This window comes from Geopseudomonas sagittaria, assembly GCF_900115715.1.
Classification (GTDB): Bacteria; Pseudomonadota; Gammaproteobacteria; order Pseudomonadales; family Pseudomonadaceae; genus Geopseudomonas; species Geopseudomonas sagittaria.
Window position 1 is genome coordinate 61,501 of sequence record NZ_FOXM01000006.1, and the last position, 17,076, is coordinate 78,576.

The 17,076-nt window shown below is 67.8% G+C and carries 15 protein-coding genes; 6 read left to right on the forward strand and 9 right to left on the reverse strand.

Annotated elements, in window-relative coordinates; genetic code table 11:
- Positions 1-76: 76 nt before the first annotated feature.
- The 3 genes from BM297_RS09180 (at position 77) to BM297_RS09190 (ending at position 3,224) form a co-directional block, all read left to right on the forward strand.
- Positions 77-1,696, forward strand: a complete 1,620-nt coding sequence (locus tag BM297_RS09180; protein ID WP_092430496.1) for an NAD(P)/FAD-dependent oxidoreductase — start codon at positions 77-79, stop codon at positions 1,694-1,696.
- A gap of 148 nt (positions 1,697-1,844) precedes the next feature.
- Entirely contained in the window at positions 1,845-2,150 is a 306-nt protein-coding gene (locus tag BM297_RS09185) for a YkgJ family cysteine cluster protein (RefSeq protein ID WP_092430498.1), read from the forward strand.
- A 309-nt stretch (positions 2,151-2,459) separates the two neighbouring features.
- Entirely contained in the window at positions 2,460-3,224 is a 765-nt protein-coding gene (locus BM297_RS09190) for an OmpP1/FadL family transporter (RefSeq protein ID WP_092430499.1), read from the forward strand.
- A gap of 248 nt (positions 3,225-3,472) precedes the next feature.
- On the opposite strand, the gene fahA is transcribed toward BM297_RS09190, so the two are convergent.
- Together fahA and BM297_RS09200 are read right to left on the reverse strand one after the other, a co-directional pair.
- Positions 3,473-4,783 carry a fumarylacetoacetase gene (fahA, locus tag BM297_RS09195; protein WP_092430501.1) on the reverse strand — a complete coding sequence of 437 codons (1,311 nt, stop codon included), beginning with the start codon at positions 4,781-4,783 and terminating at the stop codon, positions 3,473-3,475.
- Positions 4,784-4,811: 28 nt separating this feature from the next.
- Positions 4,812-5,363 carry a VOC family protein gene (locus BM297_RS09200; RefSeq protein ID WP_092430503.1) on the reverse strand — a complete coding sequence of 184 codons (552 nt, stop codon included), beginning with the start codon at positions 5,361-5,363 and terminating at the stop codon, positions 4,812-4,814.
- Between the two features lie 158 nt (positions 5,364-5,521).
- Here BM297_RS09200 and BM297_RS09205 point away from each other — a divergent pair, with 158 nt between their 5' ends.
- Positions 5,522-6,322, forward strand: a complete 801-nt coding sequence (locus BM297_RS09205) for an IclR family transcriptional regulator (protein ID WP_092430505.1) — start codon at positions 5,522-5,524, stop codon at positions 6,320-6,322.
- Between the two features lie 86 nt (positions 6,323-6,408).
- Here BM297_RS09205 and BM297_RS09210 read toward each other — a convergent pair whose 3' ends face one another.
- The 5 genes from BM297_RS09210 to BM297_RS09230 form a co-directional block, all read right to left on the reverse strand.
- Positions 6,409-7,179: a 3-hydroxybutyrate dehydrogenase gene (locus BM297_RS09210; RefSeq protein ID WP_092430507.1), complete on the reverse strand. Its 771-nt coding sequence runs from the start codon at positions 7,177-7,179 to the stop codon at positions 6,409-6,411.
- Positions 7,180-7,291: 112 nt separating this feature from the next.
- Positions 7,292-8,677: a GntP family permease gene (locus BM297_RS09215; RefSeq protein WP_092430509.1), complete on the reverse strand. Its 1,386-nt coding sequence runs from the start codon at positions 8,675-8,677 to the stop codon at positions 7,292-7,294.
- A 468-nt stretch (positions 8,678-9,145) separates the two neighbouring features.
- Complete coding sequence (locus BM297_RS09220; RefSeq protein ID WP_092430510.1) at positions 9,146-10,636, reverse strand: sigma-54 interaction domain-containing protein; 1,491 nt, start codon at positions 10,634-10,636, stop codon at positions 9,146-9,148.
- 272 nt (positions 10,637-10,908) lie between these two features.
- Complete coding sequence (locus BM297_RS09225; RefSeq protein ID WP_092430512.1) at positions 10,909-11,568, reverse strand: CoA transferase subunit B; 660 nt, start codon at positions 11,566-11,568, stop codon at positions 10,909-10,911.
- A gap of 70 nt (positions 11,569-11,638) precedes the next feature.
- Positions 11,639-12,337: a CoA transferase subunit A gene (locus BM297_RS09230; protein WP_092430514.1), complete on the reverse strand. Its 699-nt coding sequence runs from the start codon at positions 12,335-12,337 to the stop codon at positions 11,639-11,641.
- 125 nt (positions 12,338-12,462) lie between these two features.
- Here BM297_RS09230 and BM297_RS09235 point away from each other — a divergent pair, with 125 nt between their 5' ends.
- Both BM297_RS09235 and chrA read left to right on the forward strand, forming a co-directional pair.
- A complete protein-coding gene (locus tag BM297_RS09235) occupies positions 12,463-13,374 on the forward strand; it encodes a LysR family transcriptional regulator (protein ID WP_092430516.1) in 912 nt (303 codons plus the stop codon).
- A gap of 264 nt (positions 13,375-13,638) precedes the next feature.
- A complete protein-coding gene (chrA, locus tag BM297_RS09240; protein WP_245768247.1) occupies positions 13,639-14,928 on the forward strand; it encodes a chromate efflux transporter in 1,290 nt (429 codons plus the stop codon).
- Positions 14,929-15,110: 182 nt separating this feature from the next.
- Here the strand turns inward: chrA and hppD are convergent, their stop codons facing one another.
- Together hppD and maiA are read right to left on the reverse strand one after the other, a co-directional pair.
- On the reverse strand, positions 15,111-16,187 hold the full coding sequence (hppD, locus tag BM297_RS09245) for a 4-hydroxyphenylpyruvate dioxygenase (RefSeq protein WP_092430519.1): 1,077 nt from the start codon (positions 16,185-16,187) through the stop codon (positions 15,111-15,113).
- Positions 16,188-16,339: 152 nt separating this feature from the next.
- Complete coding sequence (gene maiA / locus BM297_RS09250) at positions 16,340-16,972, reverse strand: maleylacetoacetate isomerase (RefSeq protein ID WP_092430521.1); 633 nt, start codon at positions 16,970-16,972, stop codon at positions 16,340-16,342.
- Positions 16,973-17,076: the final 104 nt, after the last annotated feature.

Consider the following 17,076-nt stretch of genomic DNA (forward strand, 5'->3'; position numbering starts at 1 on the left):
CCTGCGCCGTTCGCGCGTATAATCGCTGCCTTTCATAAGCTGCCGGGTTGCCTCCGGCCCTGACGTGGACGCCCCCATGCTGCGCATCACCGAACTCAAACTGCCCCTCGACCACAGCGACGAACAACTGCGCGCCGCCATTGTGCAGCGCCTGGGCATCGCCGACGCCGAGCTGCTCGACTTCAGCCTGTTCAAGCGCAGCTACGACGCGCGCAAGAAGTCCAGCGAGCTGCTGTTCATCTACACCCTGGATGTCAGTGTGCGCGACGAAGCGGCGCTGTTGGCCAAGTTCGCCGACGATCGGCAGATCGGCCCAACCCCGGACATGCGTTACCAGTTCGTCGGCCACGCCCCCGCGGAACTGGAGGAGCGTCCGCTGGTGGTGGGATTCGGTCCGTGCGGCATCTTTGCCGGCCTGCTGTTGGCGCAGATGGGCTTTCGCCCGATCATCCTCGAGCGCGGCAAGGAAGTGCGCCAGCGCACCAAGGACACCTGGGGCCTGTGGCGCAAGGGAGTGCTCAACCCCGAGTCCAACGTGCAGTTCGGCGAGGGCGGTGCCGGGACCTTCTCCGACGGCAAGCTGTACAGCCAGATCAAGGACCCGAACTTCTTCGGTCGCAAGGTGCTGGAGGAGTTCGTCAAGGCCGGCGCGCCGGAGGAGATCCTCTACGTCAACAAGCCGCACATCGGCACCTTCCGCCTCACCGGCATGGTCGAGAACATGCGCGCCGAGATCATTGCCCTCGGCGGCGAGGTGCGTTTCGAGCAGAAGGTCAGCGACCTGCTGATCGAGGACGGCCAGCTGCGCGGCGTGCAGCTGGAGAGCGGCGAGCAGATCGCCAGCCGGCACGTGGTGCTGGCCCTCGGCCACAGCGCCCGCGACACCATGCGCATGCTCCACGGCCACGGCGTGTTCATGGAAGCCAAGCCGTTCTCGGTGGGTTTCCGCATCGAGCACCCGCAGTCGGTGATCGACAAGGCGCGCCTGGGCAAGTACGCCGGCCACCCGAAGCTCGGCGCCGCCGACTACAAGCTGGTCTACCACGCCAGGAACGGTCGTTCGGTGTACAGCTTCTGCATGTGCCCGGGCGGCACCGTGGTGGCCGCCACCTCGGAGCCGAACCGGGTGGTGACCAACGGCATGAGCCAGTACTCGCGCAACGAGCGCAATGCCAACTCCGGCCTGGTGGTCGGCATCAGCCCCGAGCAGGACTTCCCGGGCGGCCCGCTGGCCGGCATCGAACTGCAGGAGCGCCTGGAGTCGCTCGCCTATGAACTTGGCGGCTGCAACTACGAGGCCCCGGCGCAGCTGGTCGGCGACTTCATCGCCGGCAAGCCGTCCACCGCCCTGGGCAGCGTCGAGCCGTCCTACAAGCCGGGAGTGAAACTGCAGGACCTGGCCGCGGCCCTGCCGCCGTTCGCCATCGAGGCGATCCGCGAGGCGCTGCCGGTGTTCGACAAGCAGATCCGCGGCTACGCGATGCACGACGCGGTGCTCACCGGCCTCGAGACGCGCACCTCCTCGCCGCTGCGCATCACCCGCGGCGCCGACCTGCAGAGCCTCAACGTCAAGGGCCTGTTCCCGGCCGGCGAGGGTGCCGGCTATGCCGGCGGCATCCTCTCCGCCGGGGTCGACGGCATCCGCATCGCCGAAGCGGTGGCCCGCGACCTGCTAGGCTTGCCCCATCAGGCCTGAGCGGCTGGCCCGCGCTCGGCTTCTCCCTGTGGATGGCAGGATGGGAAGCCGAGCGTGCCCGGCTTCAGGAAAGCCACGGCAAGCGAGGGGCTGTAGATGATGGGTCGATTCCGCCGCAAGAGCAGTCCAGATTCGTGGTGAACGAAGCATGAAGATCGAAGCGCTCAACCTGGACCAGCCGGAGATCACCTGCGCCAACTGCCAGGCCTGCTGCTGTCGTCTGGAAGTCATGCTGATCACCGATACCGGCGTGCCGGAACAATACATCGAGATCGACGCGTGGGGCGGCGAGGTGATGGCGCGCCTGGAGGATGGCTGGTGCGCGGCGCTGGACCGCGAAACCATGCTGTGCACGATCTACGAAAACCGCCCGTTCATTTGCCGCGAATTCGAAATGGGCGAATACGAGTGCATCGACGAGCGCACCGCGGGGCTGCCCAACGCGGCTTCGTGAGCGCTCCATCCTGCGGTGCATGAACGGCAGGATTGCACCGCCTGGTGGCGGTTCACTGCCGTCCTCGGCAAACCCGCGACCCATTCAAATCAGCTTAGAAGCGCGTGACCGGCGTCGATGGGGTGGATCGCTGGGAAATTGACGAATGTCGTCCGCGTTCGTGATATTGCCCGGCGCTGCGTCAATCCAATGGTCGGTCGTTGGCCTTTGCCTAGAGTGGATAAGGTGCTTACCACCCACGTCGTTGACCTGCCGCTTGCCAGTTCAAGCGCGCTGTCCGCGACAGCCACTCCGCCCAGGTAAACCGCCATGGACACCCCGCGCTACCCCCTTTTCCTGTCAGGCTGCCTGCTCTGCCTGACCGCTCCCGGCGTGGCCAATGCCGCGAGCAGCGTGCCTGCCGAATCCGCCAGGGATGACCTCAACCTGGTCTATCAGCTGCGCGAAGACACCCGCATCGGCCTGCACTACAGCTTCCCCGTGGAGGGTGAATCCGCGGCTCGACAGGGCCTCGACAACCCGCAGCCGGTCCGCACGGACTTGCTGGATGCCCGTGGCCTGCGCAGCGCCTCCCTGCCGGCCGACACGGATCTTCCGCAGGCCGCGACCCTCAGCCTGTATCGGACCTTGGGGCCGCAGTGGGCCGTGCTGTTCAGCGCCGGATGGCAGGACTGGTCGGCGCACAGCCGTTCCGCCAGCGAGGGGGACGCCGCCACCACGAGTGCCTTCGCCGCCGAGCGCAGCTACCGCGACAGCTGGCACCTGGCCATCGGCACCCAGTACCGGGCCAGCCCGAAACTGCTCCTGCAGGCCGGGGTGGGTTACGACAGCGCGGCGCTTGCCGAGGACCGGCGCACCTTCGCCGCGCCGATGAGGGCAGCCTGGCGGCTGGCTTCGGGGCTCAGCTATGCCTACGACAGCAACACCGAGCTGAACTTCAACTATGCCCTCACCTGGATGGGTGACCTGCCGGGGGCCGAGGGCGGCGGCGGGGATCAGCGGCTCGGTGCCGCCGAGGAGTTCAGCAATGCCTACTTCCATACCGTGAGCTGGTCGGTCACTTGGCATTACTGATGGCTGGGCTGTGATGAGCTTGGCGTGTCACCGGCGCCAGCCAGCGCCGGGGGAGGGAGGCGGGGCAATCGCACGAATCCGAAGCGGTCAGCGCGCACGGAGTACATCCTCTGTACCCCCGCCGTGGCGCTGGTTCATTCGCGAGCAAGCCGCCGGGCGCGAATGAATGCAGGCGATTGCCTTGGGATGGCGCTCCCCCGCCGGAGCGTGGGAGCGATCAGTCGGATCCGCCGTCACGGCGCCGCAGATCAGACGCTGCGCGCCGGCAGCAACACCCCGCGGCATTCGCCGAAACCGATCGACGGATAGCCCGCGCGGCGGCAGCGGGCGCGCAGGATCACCTCGTCGCCGTCCTCGAGGAAGGTGCGCGTCTCGCCACTGGCCAGGGTGAGCGGCTGCTTGCCGCCGAAGGTGCTCTCCAGCAGGCTGCCGAACTGGCTTGGTTCCGGGCCGGACAGGGTGCCGGAGCCGAACAGGTCGCCGGGCTGCAGCTTGCAGCCGCCGACGCTGTGGTGGGCGACCATCTGCGCCACCGTCCAGTACATGTTCTGGGTGTTGCTCAGCGCCAGGCGCTGCGCCGGCAAGCCCTGCTCGCGCATGGAGGCGGTGAGCAGCAGCACTTCCAGCTCGATGTCGAAGCCGCCGTGGGCCTGGTCCTCTGCATCCAGCAGGTAGGGCAGCGGCTGCGGGTCGCCGGCCGGGCGCGGTGGCTGCGCGGTGCGGAACGGCTCCAGCGCTTCGGGCATTACCACCCAGGGCGACACCGTGGAGGCGAAGTTCTTGGCCAGGAACGGACCGAGCGGCTGGTATTCCCAGGCCTGCACGTCGCGCGCCGACCAGTCGTTGAGCAGGCAGAAGCCGGCGATGTGCTCGCTGGCCTCGCCGATGGCGATGGCCTCGCCCATCTCATTGCCCTGGCCGATCCAGATGCCCAGCTCCAGCTCGTAGTCCAGGCGCTTGCTCGGGCCGAAGCTCGGTGTTTCCTGGCCCGGCGGCATCGTCTGGCCGAGCGGGCGGCGCACCGGCGTGCCGGAGACGCACACGGTCGAGGCGCGGCCGTGGTAGCCGATCGGCACGTACTTGTAGTTGGGCAGCAGCGGGTTGTCCGGGCGGAACAGCTTGCCGACGTTGTTGGCGTGGTGGATGCCCACGTAGAAGTCGGTGTAGTCGCCGACCCGCGCCGGCAGGTGCAGCTGGCAGTCGGCCAGCGCCGGCAGCAGGGCAGCGCCCAGCGCCTGCATCTGCGCCTGCGCCGGGCTGCCTTCGCCGAGCAGCTCGAGCAGTGCGGCGCGCAGGGCGCGGCGGGCCTGGCTGCCCAGGGCGAAGAAGGCGTTGAGGCTGTCGCCGCTGGCGGCTTCGGCGGCGATTTGCGCCTCGCCGGCGAACAGGCCGGCTGCACAGGCGACCTTCAGATCGAGGATGTGCTCGCCGATGGCCACGCCACCGCGTGGCGCCTGGCCCGGCGGGCTGAAGATGCCCAGCGGCAGGTTCTGCAGCGGGAAGTCGGGGTGGCCGTTGGCCGAGGAAACCCAGCTGAGCGGGTTGACTGCGTCGGTCATGGACTGCGTTCTCCGTGTTGGTGCCGGGTTACTTGAACATGGTCTTGTAGCTGCCGTCGTGCAGCCAGGCGGCGTGCTTGGGTGCGCGCTTGGTCTGTGCCCACTCCTCGAGCATGGCCCATTTCACCTGGTCGAGGGCCTCGAGCATCTTCGGCGAGCCGGTGTTGGCGGCCAGTTCGAGGCGGTGGCCGTTGGGGTCGAAGAAGTAGATCGACTGGAACAGGGCGTGGTCGGTCGGGCCGATGACCTTGATTCCGGCGGCTTCCAGGCGCGCCTTGGTGGCCAGCAGTACCTCCATGGATTCGACCTGCAGGGCCAGGTGCTGGGTCCACACCGGGGTGTTCGGGTCGCGGCCCATCTCCGGCTGGGTGGGCAGCTCGAAGAACGCCAGCACGTTGCCCATGCCGGCATCCATGAAGATGTGCATGTACGGATCGGCTTCGCCGGTCGACGGCACGGCATCCTCGGCGATCGCCAGCACCAGCTGCATGCCCAGGTTTTCTTCGTACCAGCGGGCGGTTTCCAGGGCGTCCTTGCAGCGGTACGCCACGTGATGGATTTTCTGCACGATCGGCTTCATTACGGTCTCCCTTTCTCGGTGGGGTGCGGCTCGCCGTGGACTGCCTCGACGCGAACGCGCATTTTGTTTTGCGTAATCAACTTACGTAAAACGTAACTCGCACATCGCAGAGCGTCAAGCGTAAAATCCGCCCTTCATCGCCACGCACAGGAGGGACCATGACCAGCGAAACCGAGCGCCCGGCTGCGCCGCGGCGGCAGAAGGTGCAGTCCGCCGAGGTAGGCACCGACATCCTCAAGGGGCTGGCCGAACTGGCGCCGGCCACCTCGCTGTCGCGCCTGGCCGAGCACGTCGGCATGCCGGCGAGCAAGGTGCACCGCTACCTGCAGGCGCTGATCGCCAGCGGCTTCGCCGAGCAGGACGAGAGCAGCGGCCACTACGGCCTGGGCCGCGAGGCGCTGTTCGTCGGCCTCGCCGCCATCGGTCGGCTGGACGTCACCAAGGTGGCGCTGCCGCGCCTGGTCGAGCTGCGCGACGCGCTCAACGAGACCTGCTTCCTCGCCGTGTGGGGCAACAAGGGGCCGACCGTGGTGCACGTCGAGCAGGCGGTGCGCGCGGTGACCGTGGTCACCCAGGTCGGCTCGGTGCTGCCGCTGCTGGGCTCGTCCACCGGCCTGGTGTTCGACAGCTTCCTGCCCGTGGCGGAAACCGCCGCGCTGCAGGCGGCGGCACTGGCCGAGCCAGGCGCGCCTGCGCCTGCCGAGCGGGAAGCGCTGCACGCGCAGATCCGCGCGCGCGGCCTGCACCACGTGCATGGCCTGCTGATGTCGGGGGTGAACGCGCTGTCGGCGCCGCTGTTCGCGGCGGGGGACAAGCTGGTCGGGGTGATCACCGTGGTCGGCACCGCGCCGGGCTTCGCCGCCGATCCGCAGGGCGCGCAGGCCGAGCGCCTGTTGCAGGTCGCCCGGGAGATCAGTGCGCGGATGGGTGGGCAGGGGTTACAGCCGGCCGACCGCTGAAGCCGCGCCCCTCACCAGGGGAGAGCCTGAGGGCGGCAGGCGTTCATGACGCCCGACCAAAAGCCATCTTGCCCCGCGGTGATGGCTTATTGGGCAAGCCAGCCGCCATCCATGTTCCAGGCAGCCCCCCGCACCTGGGCGGCAGCCTCGCTGCACAGGAAGACCGCCAGTTCGCCGAGCTGCTCGGGAGTGACGAACTCGAGGGACGGCTGCTTTTCCGCCAGCAGATCGTGGCGCGCTGCCTCGGGGCTGGCACCGGCCTCGACGCGGGCAAGGATCTGCTGCTGCACCAACGGCGTCAGCACCCAGCCGGGACAGATGGCGTTGCAGGTGATCGGCGTGCTCGCGGTCTCCAGGGCGATGCTCTTGGTCAGACCGATCACCCCGTGCTTGGCGGCCACGTAGGCGCTCTTGCCGGCGGATGCCACCAGGCCGTGCGTGGAGGCGATGTTGAGGATGCGCCCCCAGCCGCGCCGGCGCATGCCCGGCAAGGCCAGGCGCGAGGTATGGAACACCGAGGACAGGTTGATGGCGATGATGGCGTCCCAGCGTTCCACCGGGAACTCTTCCACGGCCTCGACATGCTGGATGCCGGCGTTGTTCACCAGGATGTCGAGGCCACCGAACTCCCGTTCGACGTAGGCGAGCATCTCGGCGATCTGCTGCGGATCGGCCATGTCCGCCGGATAGTGGCCGACGCGGGTGCCGTGCTGACCGAGTTCGACGAGCACACGCTCGACGTCGCCGAAGCCGTTGATTACCACCGCGGCGCCGGCTGCGGCCAGGCGGTGGGCGATGCCCAGACCGATGCCGCTGGTGGCGCCGGTGACCAGCGCGATCTTGCCTTTGAGATTCATGGAGGGGTCTCCTGCCAGTGGCGGCCCGCCGGGAGCCGCCGAGTGATGAGCGGCGTCAGACGATGCCGGTTGCGTAAAAAGGAGGCGGTCACGCGAAGACCGCCATGGTCTTTCAGAAGCTACCGAACAGGCTGCCCAAGGTGATCACCACGGTCAGGGCCACCAGCGGGAAGGCCACGGTGTTGACGAAGATGAACTTGTACGACTCGCGGTGACTGAGCTTGCAGATCGCCAGCAGCGAGATGACCGCGCCGTTGTGCGGCAGGGTGTCCATGCAGCCGGAGGCCATGGCGGCGACCCGGTGCAGCAGCTCGGGGCTGATGCCGGCGCTGGTGGCGAGGGCCAGGTACTGCTCGCCGAGGGTCTTGAGGGCGATCGACATGCCGCCGGAGGCCGAGCCGGTGATGCCGGCGAGGATGTTCACCGCCACCGCCTCGGACACCAGCGGGTTGCTCGACACGCCGAGGACCAGGTCGCGGATCACCACGAAGCCGGCCAGCGAGGCGATCACGGTGCCGTAGCCGACTTCGGACGCGGTGTTGAGGATCGGCAGCATGGAGCCGAAGGCGCCGTCGTTCACGCTGCGCTTGAGGTCGACCCAGCGCCGCCAGTGCAGCGTCACCAGCAGCACGATGGCGGCGCCGAGGGCGACGATGATCGACCAGATGCCGATCAGCGACTTGGCGTCCTGCAGGCCGCCGAACTCGGGCTTGGCCAGGAAGCTGGCGTCGACTTGGGGCAGGATCTGCTTGGCCATGACGAAGTTCAGGGCGATGACCAGCAGGATCGGCAGCAGCGCCAGCCAGAAGCCGGGAATGTCGCGCAGCTCCTGCTGCGCCGGCTCGTCGTCGTGCACGCCGTAGCCTTCTCCGGCGGTCATCAGCTGGCGCGCCTGGGCGCTCAGCCACCAGCTGCCGAGGCCGAGCATGATCAACCCGGCGATCAGCCCCAGGCCCGGTGCGGCAAAGGCGTCGGTGCCGAAGAAGGGGCTGGGGATGGCGTTCTGGATCGCCGGGGTGCCGGGCAGCGCGGTCATGGTGAAGGTGAAGGCGCCGAGCGCGATGGCGCCGGGGATCAGTCGCTTGGGAATGCCTGCCTCGCGGAACAGCGCGGCACCGATCGGGTAGACGGCGAAGGCCACCACGAACAACGACACGCCGCCGTAGGTGAGGAGGCCGCAGGCCAGCACGATGGCCAGGATGGCGCGCTGGCTGCCGACCTTGGCGACGATGCCGCGGGCGATGGCGAGGGCCGAGCCGGAGTCGTCCATCAGCTTGCCGAACAGCGCGCCGAGCAGGAACAGCGGGAAGAACTGGATCATGTAACCGCCCATGGCCTTCATGAACACCTGGGTGTAGGTGGGCAGCAGCAGGGCCGTCTCGCCGGAAAACAGCAGGGCGAGCAGCGCCAGCAGGGGCGCGAGGATCAACACGTTGATGCCGCGATAGGCGAGATACATCAGCAGCACGAGGGACAGCAGAATACCGAGGGTTCCCATGGTGGAGGCGTTCCTTTTGTTGTTGTTTTGACGGCGCCGCGCGGTGGCGCGCCGAAGTTCACGCAGCCGGGCGATGGCCCGGTGCAGTGGATGGGCAACCTATCAGCGAGAAGCGTGCCAGGTTGCCCGGGAGTCCCCGCACAAATCCCGGCAGCGTGCTGCAGGCCAGGTGCCACGGGGCTTTGCCGTCGGAATCGGTGGTGGACGCAGGCCCGGTGCCTCCCGAACGGCCTGACAGGGAGTGTCTTGTTGTCTGGACATGTCCAGCAGAGAAGAGATCGCCGAGGGTGTTGTCCAGTTATCTGGACGCTGTTGCGGAGGCCATCCTGCACTGATGCGCGCCCAAGATCGCCTGGATTGCCTGCGGGCGCTGGATGTCGGTGCGCACGACCCGGACGGCCCGCGCGCCCTACCGGCCGGCTGGCTCTACAGGGGGGAAGGCGCCGGGGGCCGCGTGCGCGGCAAGGGTTACTGCTCGCGCGCGCTCAGGCCGTGCTGCTGCAGCTTGCTGTACAGGCTGGCGCGGGAGATGCCCAGTTCACTGGCGGCGCGCCGGCGGTTGCCGTTGCAGGTCGCCAGGGCGTGCTGCAGGGCGCGGCGTTCGGCGGCGGCGATGCTCTGCGCCAGCGGCTGCAGGGATTCTTCGGCGGGAGGCGCGACCTCCTGCGGCGCCGGGCTGGCCGCTGGCGTGGCCAGCAGGGGGGCGCTGGGCGCGGCCAGCAGCGGTTGCAGCTGCGCGACGTCCAGCAACGGGCCGTCGGTATCCAGCTGGGCCCGCTCCAGCAGGTTGCGCAACTCGCGCACGTTGCCTTTCCAGGCTTGCGCGCCGAGCAGCGCCAGGGCGGCGGGGGTCAACTCCATGGGCGCCAGGCCGGAGCGATTGGCGATGTCGTCGAGCAGGTACTCGACCAGCGCCGGGATGTCCTCGCGGCGCTGGCGCAGCGGCGGCACCTGCAGGGCCAGCACGTTGAGGCGGTAGTAGAGATCGTCGCGGAACTGGCCGGCGGCGACCTTGGCCTCGAGGTCGATATGGGTGGCGGCGATCACCCGCACGTTGAGCGGCTTTACCTGGTTGGAACCGAGCGGCTCGACCTCCTGCTCCTGCAGCACGCGCAGCAGCTTGGCCTGCAGCGGCAGCGGCAGGTCGCCGATCTCGTCGAGGAACAGGGTGCCGCCGTTGGCCACCTCGAACTTGCCGATGCGCGCCTTGCGGTCGGCGCCGGTGAAGGCGCCGGGGGCGGTGCCGAACAGCTCGGCCTCGACCAGGGTCTCGGGGATGGCGGCGACGTTGACCGCCACGAAGGGGCCGTTGGCCCGCGGCGACAGGTTGTGGATGCCCTGGGCCAGCAGCTCCTTGCCGGTGCCGGTCTCGCCGCGCAGCAGCACCGTGGCGTCGAGCTGGGCGGCACGCCGCGCCTGGCGCTTGACCTCGCTGGCGGCGGCGCTGGCGCCGATGAAGCCGGCGATGGTGTAGCGCGCGCGGCGCGCCTTGGCCAGTTCGTTCTGGGTCGCCAGCAACTGGCTCTGCAGGCTGTTGTACTTGGCCATCAACGGCTTGAGGTGGCGCGCGCGGTCGAACAGGACGAAGCCCAGGGCGCCGACCAGGGTGCCGTCTTCGTCGCGCAGCGGAATGCGGGTGACCACGAAGTGTTCGCTGCCGAAGGCCATCAGGTCGAGCATGCTCGGCTGGCCGCTCTCCACCACCTCGCGCAGGCGGCTGGCCGGCAGCACTTCCTCGATCTCCTTGCCGAGCACGCTGCGCGGGTCGCGGATGCCGACCTTCTCGGCGTACTTGTCGTTGATCCAGACGATGCGCGCCTGGCGGTTGACCGCGATGGTGCCCTCGCACTGGGCGTTGAGGTGATCGAACAGCAGCGGCATGGCCACCGCGCGGAAGCGCTCGGGAGACACGCCGACGATCAGGCCGTCCTGGTCGAGATCGTGGCTGGAAATGGCCATGGCAGCAGGGTTCCCCAGGGTGATGCGGGGATTATGGGAGCCGCCTTGCCTGCACGGCAAGGCGTTCTCCGCTGGGCCGGGGAGCATCGACCGCGATACATCCCGGTTGGCCGCCAGGTGGCAACGGGCGACTATGCCGTTGCCGGCGTCCCAGCCCGGCTCCTGGCCGACCGTCAGCGCCCGGCCTCGATGGCGGTGGGGGTGGCGGCGACGATGACGACTTCGTGCATGGGAGCTGCCCTTGTCGTACGGTTTTGCAGCCGAAGCGGACGTCAGGCGAAGTGCATTTCCGGGACATGCTCCGGCACGACCAGCTCGCCGGCGGTCTTGGCGACGATCTCCTCGACGCTCACCCCCGGCGCGCGCTCCCTGAGCACGAAGGCGCCGTTCTCGATCTCCAGGTAGGCGAGGTCGGTCAGCACCTTGCGGATGCAGCCGGCGCCGGTCAGCGGCAGGCTGCAGCGTGGCAGCAGCTTGGATTCGCCGTCCTTGGAGGCGTGGGTCATCACCACGATGATGTTGTCCGCACCGGCCACCAGGTCCATGGCGCCGCCCATGCCCTTGACCAGCTTGCCGGGGATCATCCACGAGGCGATGTTGCCCTGCACGTCGACCTCGAAGGCGCCGAGCACGGTGAGGTCGACGTGGCCGCCGCGGATCATCGCGAAGGACTGCGCCGAATCGAAGATCGCCGCACCCTTGCAGGCGGTCACCGTCTGCTTGCCGGCGTTGATCATGTCCGGGTCCAGTTCGGCCTCGGTGGGGAAGGTGCCCATGCCGAGCAGGCCGTTCTCCGATTGCAGCATCACCTCGATGCCCTCGGGCACGTAGTTGGCCACCAGGGTCGGGATGCCGATGCCGAGGTTGACGTAGTAGCCGTCCTTCAGCTCGCGCGCCACGCGCTGAGCCATTTGTTCGCGGGAAAGTGCCATCGCAAGTCTCTTCTGGTCGGGTATTGGCGAAAGCGGCTGCTCGCAGCCGGCGCCGTGCCGTGGCCGGGGATCAGCCGCGCACGGTGCGCTTTTCGATGCGTTTCTCGAACGTCCCCTGGATGATCCGGTCGACGTAGATGCCGGGGGTATGGATCTGGCTGGGCTCCAGCTCGCCGGGCTCGACGATCTCCTCGACCTCGACCACGGTGATGCGCCCGGCGCTGGCCACCAGCGGGTTGAAGTTCTGCGCGGTGTGGCGATAGACCACGTTGCCGTAGTGGTCGGCCTTCCAGCCCTTGACGATGGCGAAGTCGCCGGTGATCGCCTCCTCGAGGATGTAGTGGCGGCCCTTGATCTCGCGCGCCTCCTTGCCCTCGGCCACCGCGGTGCCGTAGCCGGTCGCGGTGAAGAAGGCCGGAATACCGGCGCCGCCGGCGCGGATGCGCTCGGCCAGGGTGCCCTGCGGGGTCAGCTCGACTTCCAGCTCGCCGTTGAGCAGCTGCTGCTCGAACAGCGCGTTCTCGCCGACGTAGGAGGCGATCATCTTGCGGATCTGCCGGTCTTCCAGCAGCACGCCGAGGCCGAAGCCGTCCACGCCGCAGTTGTTGGAGACCACGGTCAGGCCCTGGGTGCCGCGCCGGCGGATTTCCGCGATCAGGTTTTCCGGGATCCCGCACAGGCCGAAGCCGCCGGACAGGATGGTCATGTTGTCGGTCAGCCCGGCGAGGGCCTCCTCGTAGCTGCCTACTCGCTTGTCGAGTCCACTCATGCTGGTGCGCCTCTGGTTTTTGTCGATCCGGCAGACTGGCTGCCGGCAAGTGCTGGAGAGCTTCACCGTTGGGCTGTGATTTGTTAAGTTTGTTTTTCAAAGCCATTAATCACAAAAGCAAATCAATGACCGTCAAGCAACTGCGCGCCTTCCTCGCCGTGGCCCAGACCCTGAGCTTCGCCCAGGCCTGCGAGCGCCTGCACCTGTCGCAGCCGGCCCTGAGTCTGTCGATCAAGAACCTGGAGGACTCTCTGGGCGGGCCGCTGCTGGTGCGCACCACGCGCAGCGTCAGCCTGACCCCGGAAGGCGAGACGCTGCTGCCGTTGGCCCGTCGCCTGCTCGCCGACTGGGACAATGCCGAGGAGCTGCTGCGTCAGCACTTCACCCTGCAGATGGGCAAGGTGGCCATCGCGGCCATGCCATCCTTCGCGGCCAATCAATTGCCTGCCGCCCTGAAGGTGTTCCGTGATCGCTATCCGCGAGTCAACGTCGCCGTGCACGATGTGATCAACGAGCAAGTGCTGGAAATGGTGCGCAGCCACCGGGTCGAACTGGGCATCGGCTTCGAGCCGGAAGCGTCCGACACCCTCGAGTTCACGCCGTTGGGCACCGACCGCTTCGTCGCCGTGCTGCCGGCGGACTCGCCGCTGGCCGGGCAGGCGCAGGTGACTTGGGCAGAGCTGCTGGAGGGGGATTTCATCGCCCTGCAGCGCCCGTCGGCCGTGCGCCTGTTGCTGGAGCAGAGCCTGGCCAGCGAGGGCCGCACGCTGGCGGTGGCCTTCGAGAGCCATCAACTGGTGACGGTTGGGCGCATGGTGGCCTGTGGACTGGGGGTGAGTGCGGTGCCGTCGCTGTGCATTCGACAGATGCACGAGCTGGGCGCTCATTGCGTGGCGCTGGTCGAGCCGGTCATCGAAAGGCGGATAGGTCTGGTGAGGCATGCCGACCGGAAGCTGTCGAGCGCGGCGCAGGCGCTGCACAATGTGGTGATGGAGGTTTCGCGCACGCTCATAACCGGACTTGCACCGCAGCCCTGATCGCCGGCCTGGCTATGCGGCGTCGTTGGTAAGCGACTGGCGCGCAGGGCGTGGCAGCAGCGGTGGCGGGCGGTGGCGCGGCAGATCGGCGTGCGCCTGGGTGGCCACGCGCCGCAATGACAACCTGCTGGTCGCCTGCGCCGGGTTCGGCGCCAGGCTGGCCAGCTTCGACAAAGGAGCATCCTCGACGTGAGCGAAAGCGCCGTACAGACCGCCGCAACCACGGCACTTCCCCCGCAGCCCGTCAGCTTCTGGCAGGCCTTCCTGTTCTGGCTCAAGCTGGGCTTGATCAGCTTCGGCGGTCCGGCGGGACAGATTTCCATCATGCACCAGGAGCTGGTCGAGCGCCGGCGGTGGATTTCCGAACGGCGCTTTCTGCATGCGCTGAATTACTGCATGTTGCTGCCCGGCCCGGAAGCCCAGCAGCTGGCCACCTACATCGGCTGGCTGATGCACCGTACCTGGGGTGGCGTGGTGGCCGGGGCGCTGTTCGTGCTGCCGTCGCTGTTCATCCTGATCGTCCTGTCCTGGGTGTATGTCGCCTTTGGCGAGGTGCCCGTGGTGGCCGGGCTGTTCTACGGCATCAAGCCGGCGGTGACCGCCATCGTCGTGCAGGCCGCCCATCGCATCGGTTCGCGGGCGCTGAAGAACAACTGGCTGTGGGCGATGGCGGTGGCGTCTTTCGTGGCGATCTTCGCCCTCAGCCTGCCTTTTCCTCTGATCGTGCTGGGCGCGGCGCTGATCGGCTATCTCGGCGGGCGTTTCCTCCCGGACAAGTTCAGCGTCGGCGGTGGACATGGCGCCGCCCGGCAGTCCTTCGGCACGGCACTGATCGATGACGACACGCCGCCTGCCGAACATGTGCGCTTCCGCTGGCCGCGGCTGGCCATGCTGCTGGTGATCGCTGCGGCGCTGTGGGTCCTGCCCATGGGCGTGCTGACCCTGTGGCTGGGCTGGGACAACACGCTGACGCAGATGGGTTGGTTCTTCACCAAGGCGGCGCTGCTCACCTTCGGTGGCGCCTATGCGGTGCTGCCCTACGTCTACCAGGGCGCCGTCGGCCACTACGGCTGGCTGACTCCGACGCAGATGATCGACGGCCTGGCTCTGGGCGAGACCACGCCGGGGCCGCTGATCATGGTGGTGGCCTTCGTCGGCTTCGTCGGCGCCTACGTGCAGCAGGTGTTCGGTGCCGAGCAGGCGTTCCTCGCCGGGGCGCTCGCCGCCACGCTGGTCACCTGGTTCACCTTCCTGCCGTCGTTCCTGTTCATCCTGGCCGGCGGCCCGCTGGTGGAGTCGACCCACAACGAGCTGCGCTTCACCGCGCCGCTGACCGGCATCACCGCGGCGGTGGTGGGGGTGATCCTCAATCTGGCGCTGTTCTTCGGCTACCACGTGCTCTGGCCGCAGGGCTTTGCCGGCACCTTCGACTGGCCATCGGCGCTCATCGCGCTGGCCGCCGCGGTGGCGCTGTTTCGCTTCAAGCGCGGGGTGATCGAGGTGCTGCTGGCCTGTGCCGTGGCGGGACTGGCGGTGCACCTGCTGCTGAAGTGAGGCGGGCCGCCCGGCATGGGTTGGCGCGAAGGCCAGCGCGGCATGGGCCGCGCAAAGAAAAACGGCAACCCGGACTGAAAGCTGCCAGGCCGTCCGGGTTGCCGTGGGAGAAACCTGGGGGCGCCGTGAAAAGCCCTTTCCCCCGAACCCTCTCCCGCGAACGAGAGAGGGAAAACCGCTGTTTACTCGGCGGTCAGTACGCCGCGGCGTACCTGATCCCTTTCGATAGACTCGAACAGCGCCTTGAAGTTGCCTTCGCCGAAGCCGCTGTCGCCCTTGCGCTGGATGAACTCGAAGAACACCGGACCCATCAGGGTTTCCGAGAAGATCTGCAGCAGCAGGCGCTGCTCGCCGTTCTCGGTGGCGCCGTCGAGCAGGATGCCGCGCGACTGCAATTCGCCCACCGGCTCGCCGTGGCCGGGCAGGCGGCTTTCCAGCATTTCGTAGTAGGTCGCCGGCGGCGCGGTCATGAAGCGCATGCCAAGTTCCTTGAGGGCGTCCCAGGTCTTCAGCAGGTCGTCGGTGAGGAAGGCCACGTGCTGGATGCCCTCGCCGTTGAACTGCATGAGGAACTCCTCGATCTGCCCGACGCCCTTGGAGGATTCCTCATTGAGCGGGATGCGGATCAGGCCGTCCGGCGCGGTCATCGCCTTGGACGTCAGGCCGGTGTACTCGCCCTTGATATCGAAGTAGCGCAGCTCGCGGAAGTTGAACAGCTTCTCGTAGAAGTCCGCCCAGTAGGCCATCCGCCCGCGGTAGACGTTGTGGGTCAGGTGGTCGATCAGCTTGAGGCCGGCGCCCTCGGGGTGACGGTCGACGCCCTCGATGAACTCGAAGTCGATGTCATAGATCGAGCTGCCTTCGCCGAAGCGGTCGATCAGGTAGATCGGCGCGCCACCGATGCCCTTGATCGCCGGCAGACGCAGCTCCATCGGCCCGGTGGGGATGTCGACCGGCTGGGCGCCCAGCTCCAGGGCGCGGGCGTAGGCCTGGTGGGCGTTCTTCACCCGGAAGGCCATGCCGCAGGCGGACGGACCGTGCTCGGCGGCGAAGTAGGAGGCCAGGCTCTTCGGCTCGTTGTTGAGGATCAGGTTGATGTCGCCCTGGCGATACAGGTGCACGTCCTTGGAGCGGTGGGTGGCCACCTTGGTGAAGCCCATCATGGCGAAGATGGGTTCCAGGGTGTTCGGTGTCGGCGCGGCGAATTCGATGAACTCGAAGCCCATCAGGCCCATCGGGTTTGCAAACAAATCGGTCATCTCGGTATCTCGCTTGAATCTTGTTGTGTAGAGGTTTAGCAGTTCAGCGGGAGAGCGGCCGAGGCGGCGGCGCGCAGGACAGTCCGCGCACGCTGCGGGCGAGGAAGTCGCCCATGAGCAGTTGAAGGCCGAGGATGCGCATGCTCGTTCCCTCAGGCCGGCTTGTCGGCCTGGGCATCCGGATGGGCCTTCTGGAAGGCCGGGTGTTCGAGGGCCAGGCGCTCGACGCGGGCGATGCGCGGGTAGGGCGCCAGGTCCACGGCGAAGCGGCGTGCCGCGTACAGCTGCGGCAGCAGGTAGACGTCGGCCAGGCCCGGCTCGCCGAAGCAGAAGCCCGCATCGCCGATCAGTGCCTCCACGGCACGCAGCCCCTCGCCGATCCAGTGGCCGATCCACTCCTGCACCTGCGCCTCGTCCGCGCCCAGGCCGCGCAGGCGGTTGAGCACCGCCACGTTGTGCAGCGGATGGATGTCGCAGCCGATCAGCGCCGCCACACCGCGCTGGCGGGCGCGCTCGACGAGGTCGCTCGGCAGCAGCGGGCATTGCGGATAGCGCTCCTCGAGGTACTCGATGATCGCCGGCGATTGGATCAGCAGCGCACCCTCGTCGCTGCGCAGGGCGGGGACGCGGCCCTGCGGGTTGAGGGCACGGTAGGCCGGCTGGTGCTGCTCGCCGCCGCCGGCGATCAGGTTCACCGGGATATGCCGGGCTTCCAGCCCCTTCAGGGCCAGGGCGATGCGCACGCGGTAGGAGGAGGTGGAGCGGTAGTAGGTGTAGAGATCCATGGGCGCATGCTCGCTGGCTTATTGTGTTTTGCGTAATGCGTTTGTGCTAAATGGAATTTGCGGGTTGAGGGCGGCGCTGTCAAGTCGCAAGTAGCCGGTTGCTC

Excerpts from the sequence above, each read along its gene's own strand:
- BM297_RS09185 (WP_092430498.1), top strand. The coding sequence starts at position 1,845 with ATGAAGATCGAAGCGCTCAACCTGGACCAGCCGGAGATCACCTGCGCC.
- fahA (WP_092430501.1), bottom strand. The coding sequence starts at position 4,783 with ATGACCGACGCAGTCAACCCGCTCAGCTGGGTTTCCTCGGCCAACGGC.
- BM297_RS09230 (WP_092430514.1), bottom strand. The coding sequence starts at position 12,337 with ATGAGTGGACTCGACAAGCGAGTAGGCAGCTACGAGGAGGCCCTCGCC.
- BM297_RS09215 (WP_092430509.1), bottom strand. The coding sequence starts at position 8,677 with ATGGGAACCCTCGGTATTCTGCTGTCCCTCGTGCTGCTGATGTATCTC.
- BM297_RS09205 (WP_092430505.1), top strand. The coding sequence starts at position 5,522 with ATGACCAGCGAAACCGAGCGCCCGGCTGCGCCGCGGCGGCAGAAGGTG.
- hppD (WP_092430519.1), bottom strand. The coding sequence starts at position 16,187 with ATGACCGATTTGTTTGCAAACCCGATGGGCCTGATGGGCTTCGAGTTC.
- BM297_RS09225 (WP_092430512.1), bottom strand. The coding sequence starts at position 11,568 with ATGGCACTTTCCCGCGAACAAATGGCTCAGCGCGTGGCGCGCGAGCTG.
- maiA (WP_092430521.1), bottom strand. The coding sequence starts at position 16,972 with ATGGATCTCTACACCTACTACCGCTCCACCTCCTCCTACCGCGTGCGC.
- BM297_RS09200 (WP_092430503.1), bottom strand. The coding sequence starts at position 5,363 with ATGAAGCCGATCGTGCAGAAAATCCATCACGTGGCGTACCGCTGCAAG.
- BM297_RS09235 (WP_092430516.1), top strand. The coding sequence starts at position 12,463 with ATGACCGTCAAGCAACTGCGCGCCTTCCTCGCCGTGGCCCAGACCCTG.
- BM297_RS09190 (WP_092430499.1), top strand. The coding sequence starts at position 2,460 with ATGGACACCCCGCGCTACCCCCTTTTCCTGTCAGGCTGCCTGCTCTGC.
- BM297_RS09220 (WP_092430510.1), bottom strand. The coding sequence starts at position 10,636 with ATGGCCATTTCCAGCCACGATCTCGACCAGGACGGCCTGATCGTCGGC.
- BM297_RS09210 (WP_092430507.1), bottom strand. The coding sequence starts at position 7,179 with ATGAATCTCAAAGGCAAGATCGCGCTGGTCACCGGCGCCACCAGCGGC.
- BM297_RS09180 (WP_092430496.1), top strand. The coding sequence starts at position 77 with ATGCTGCGCATCACCGAACTCAAACTGCCCCTCGACCACAGCGACGAA.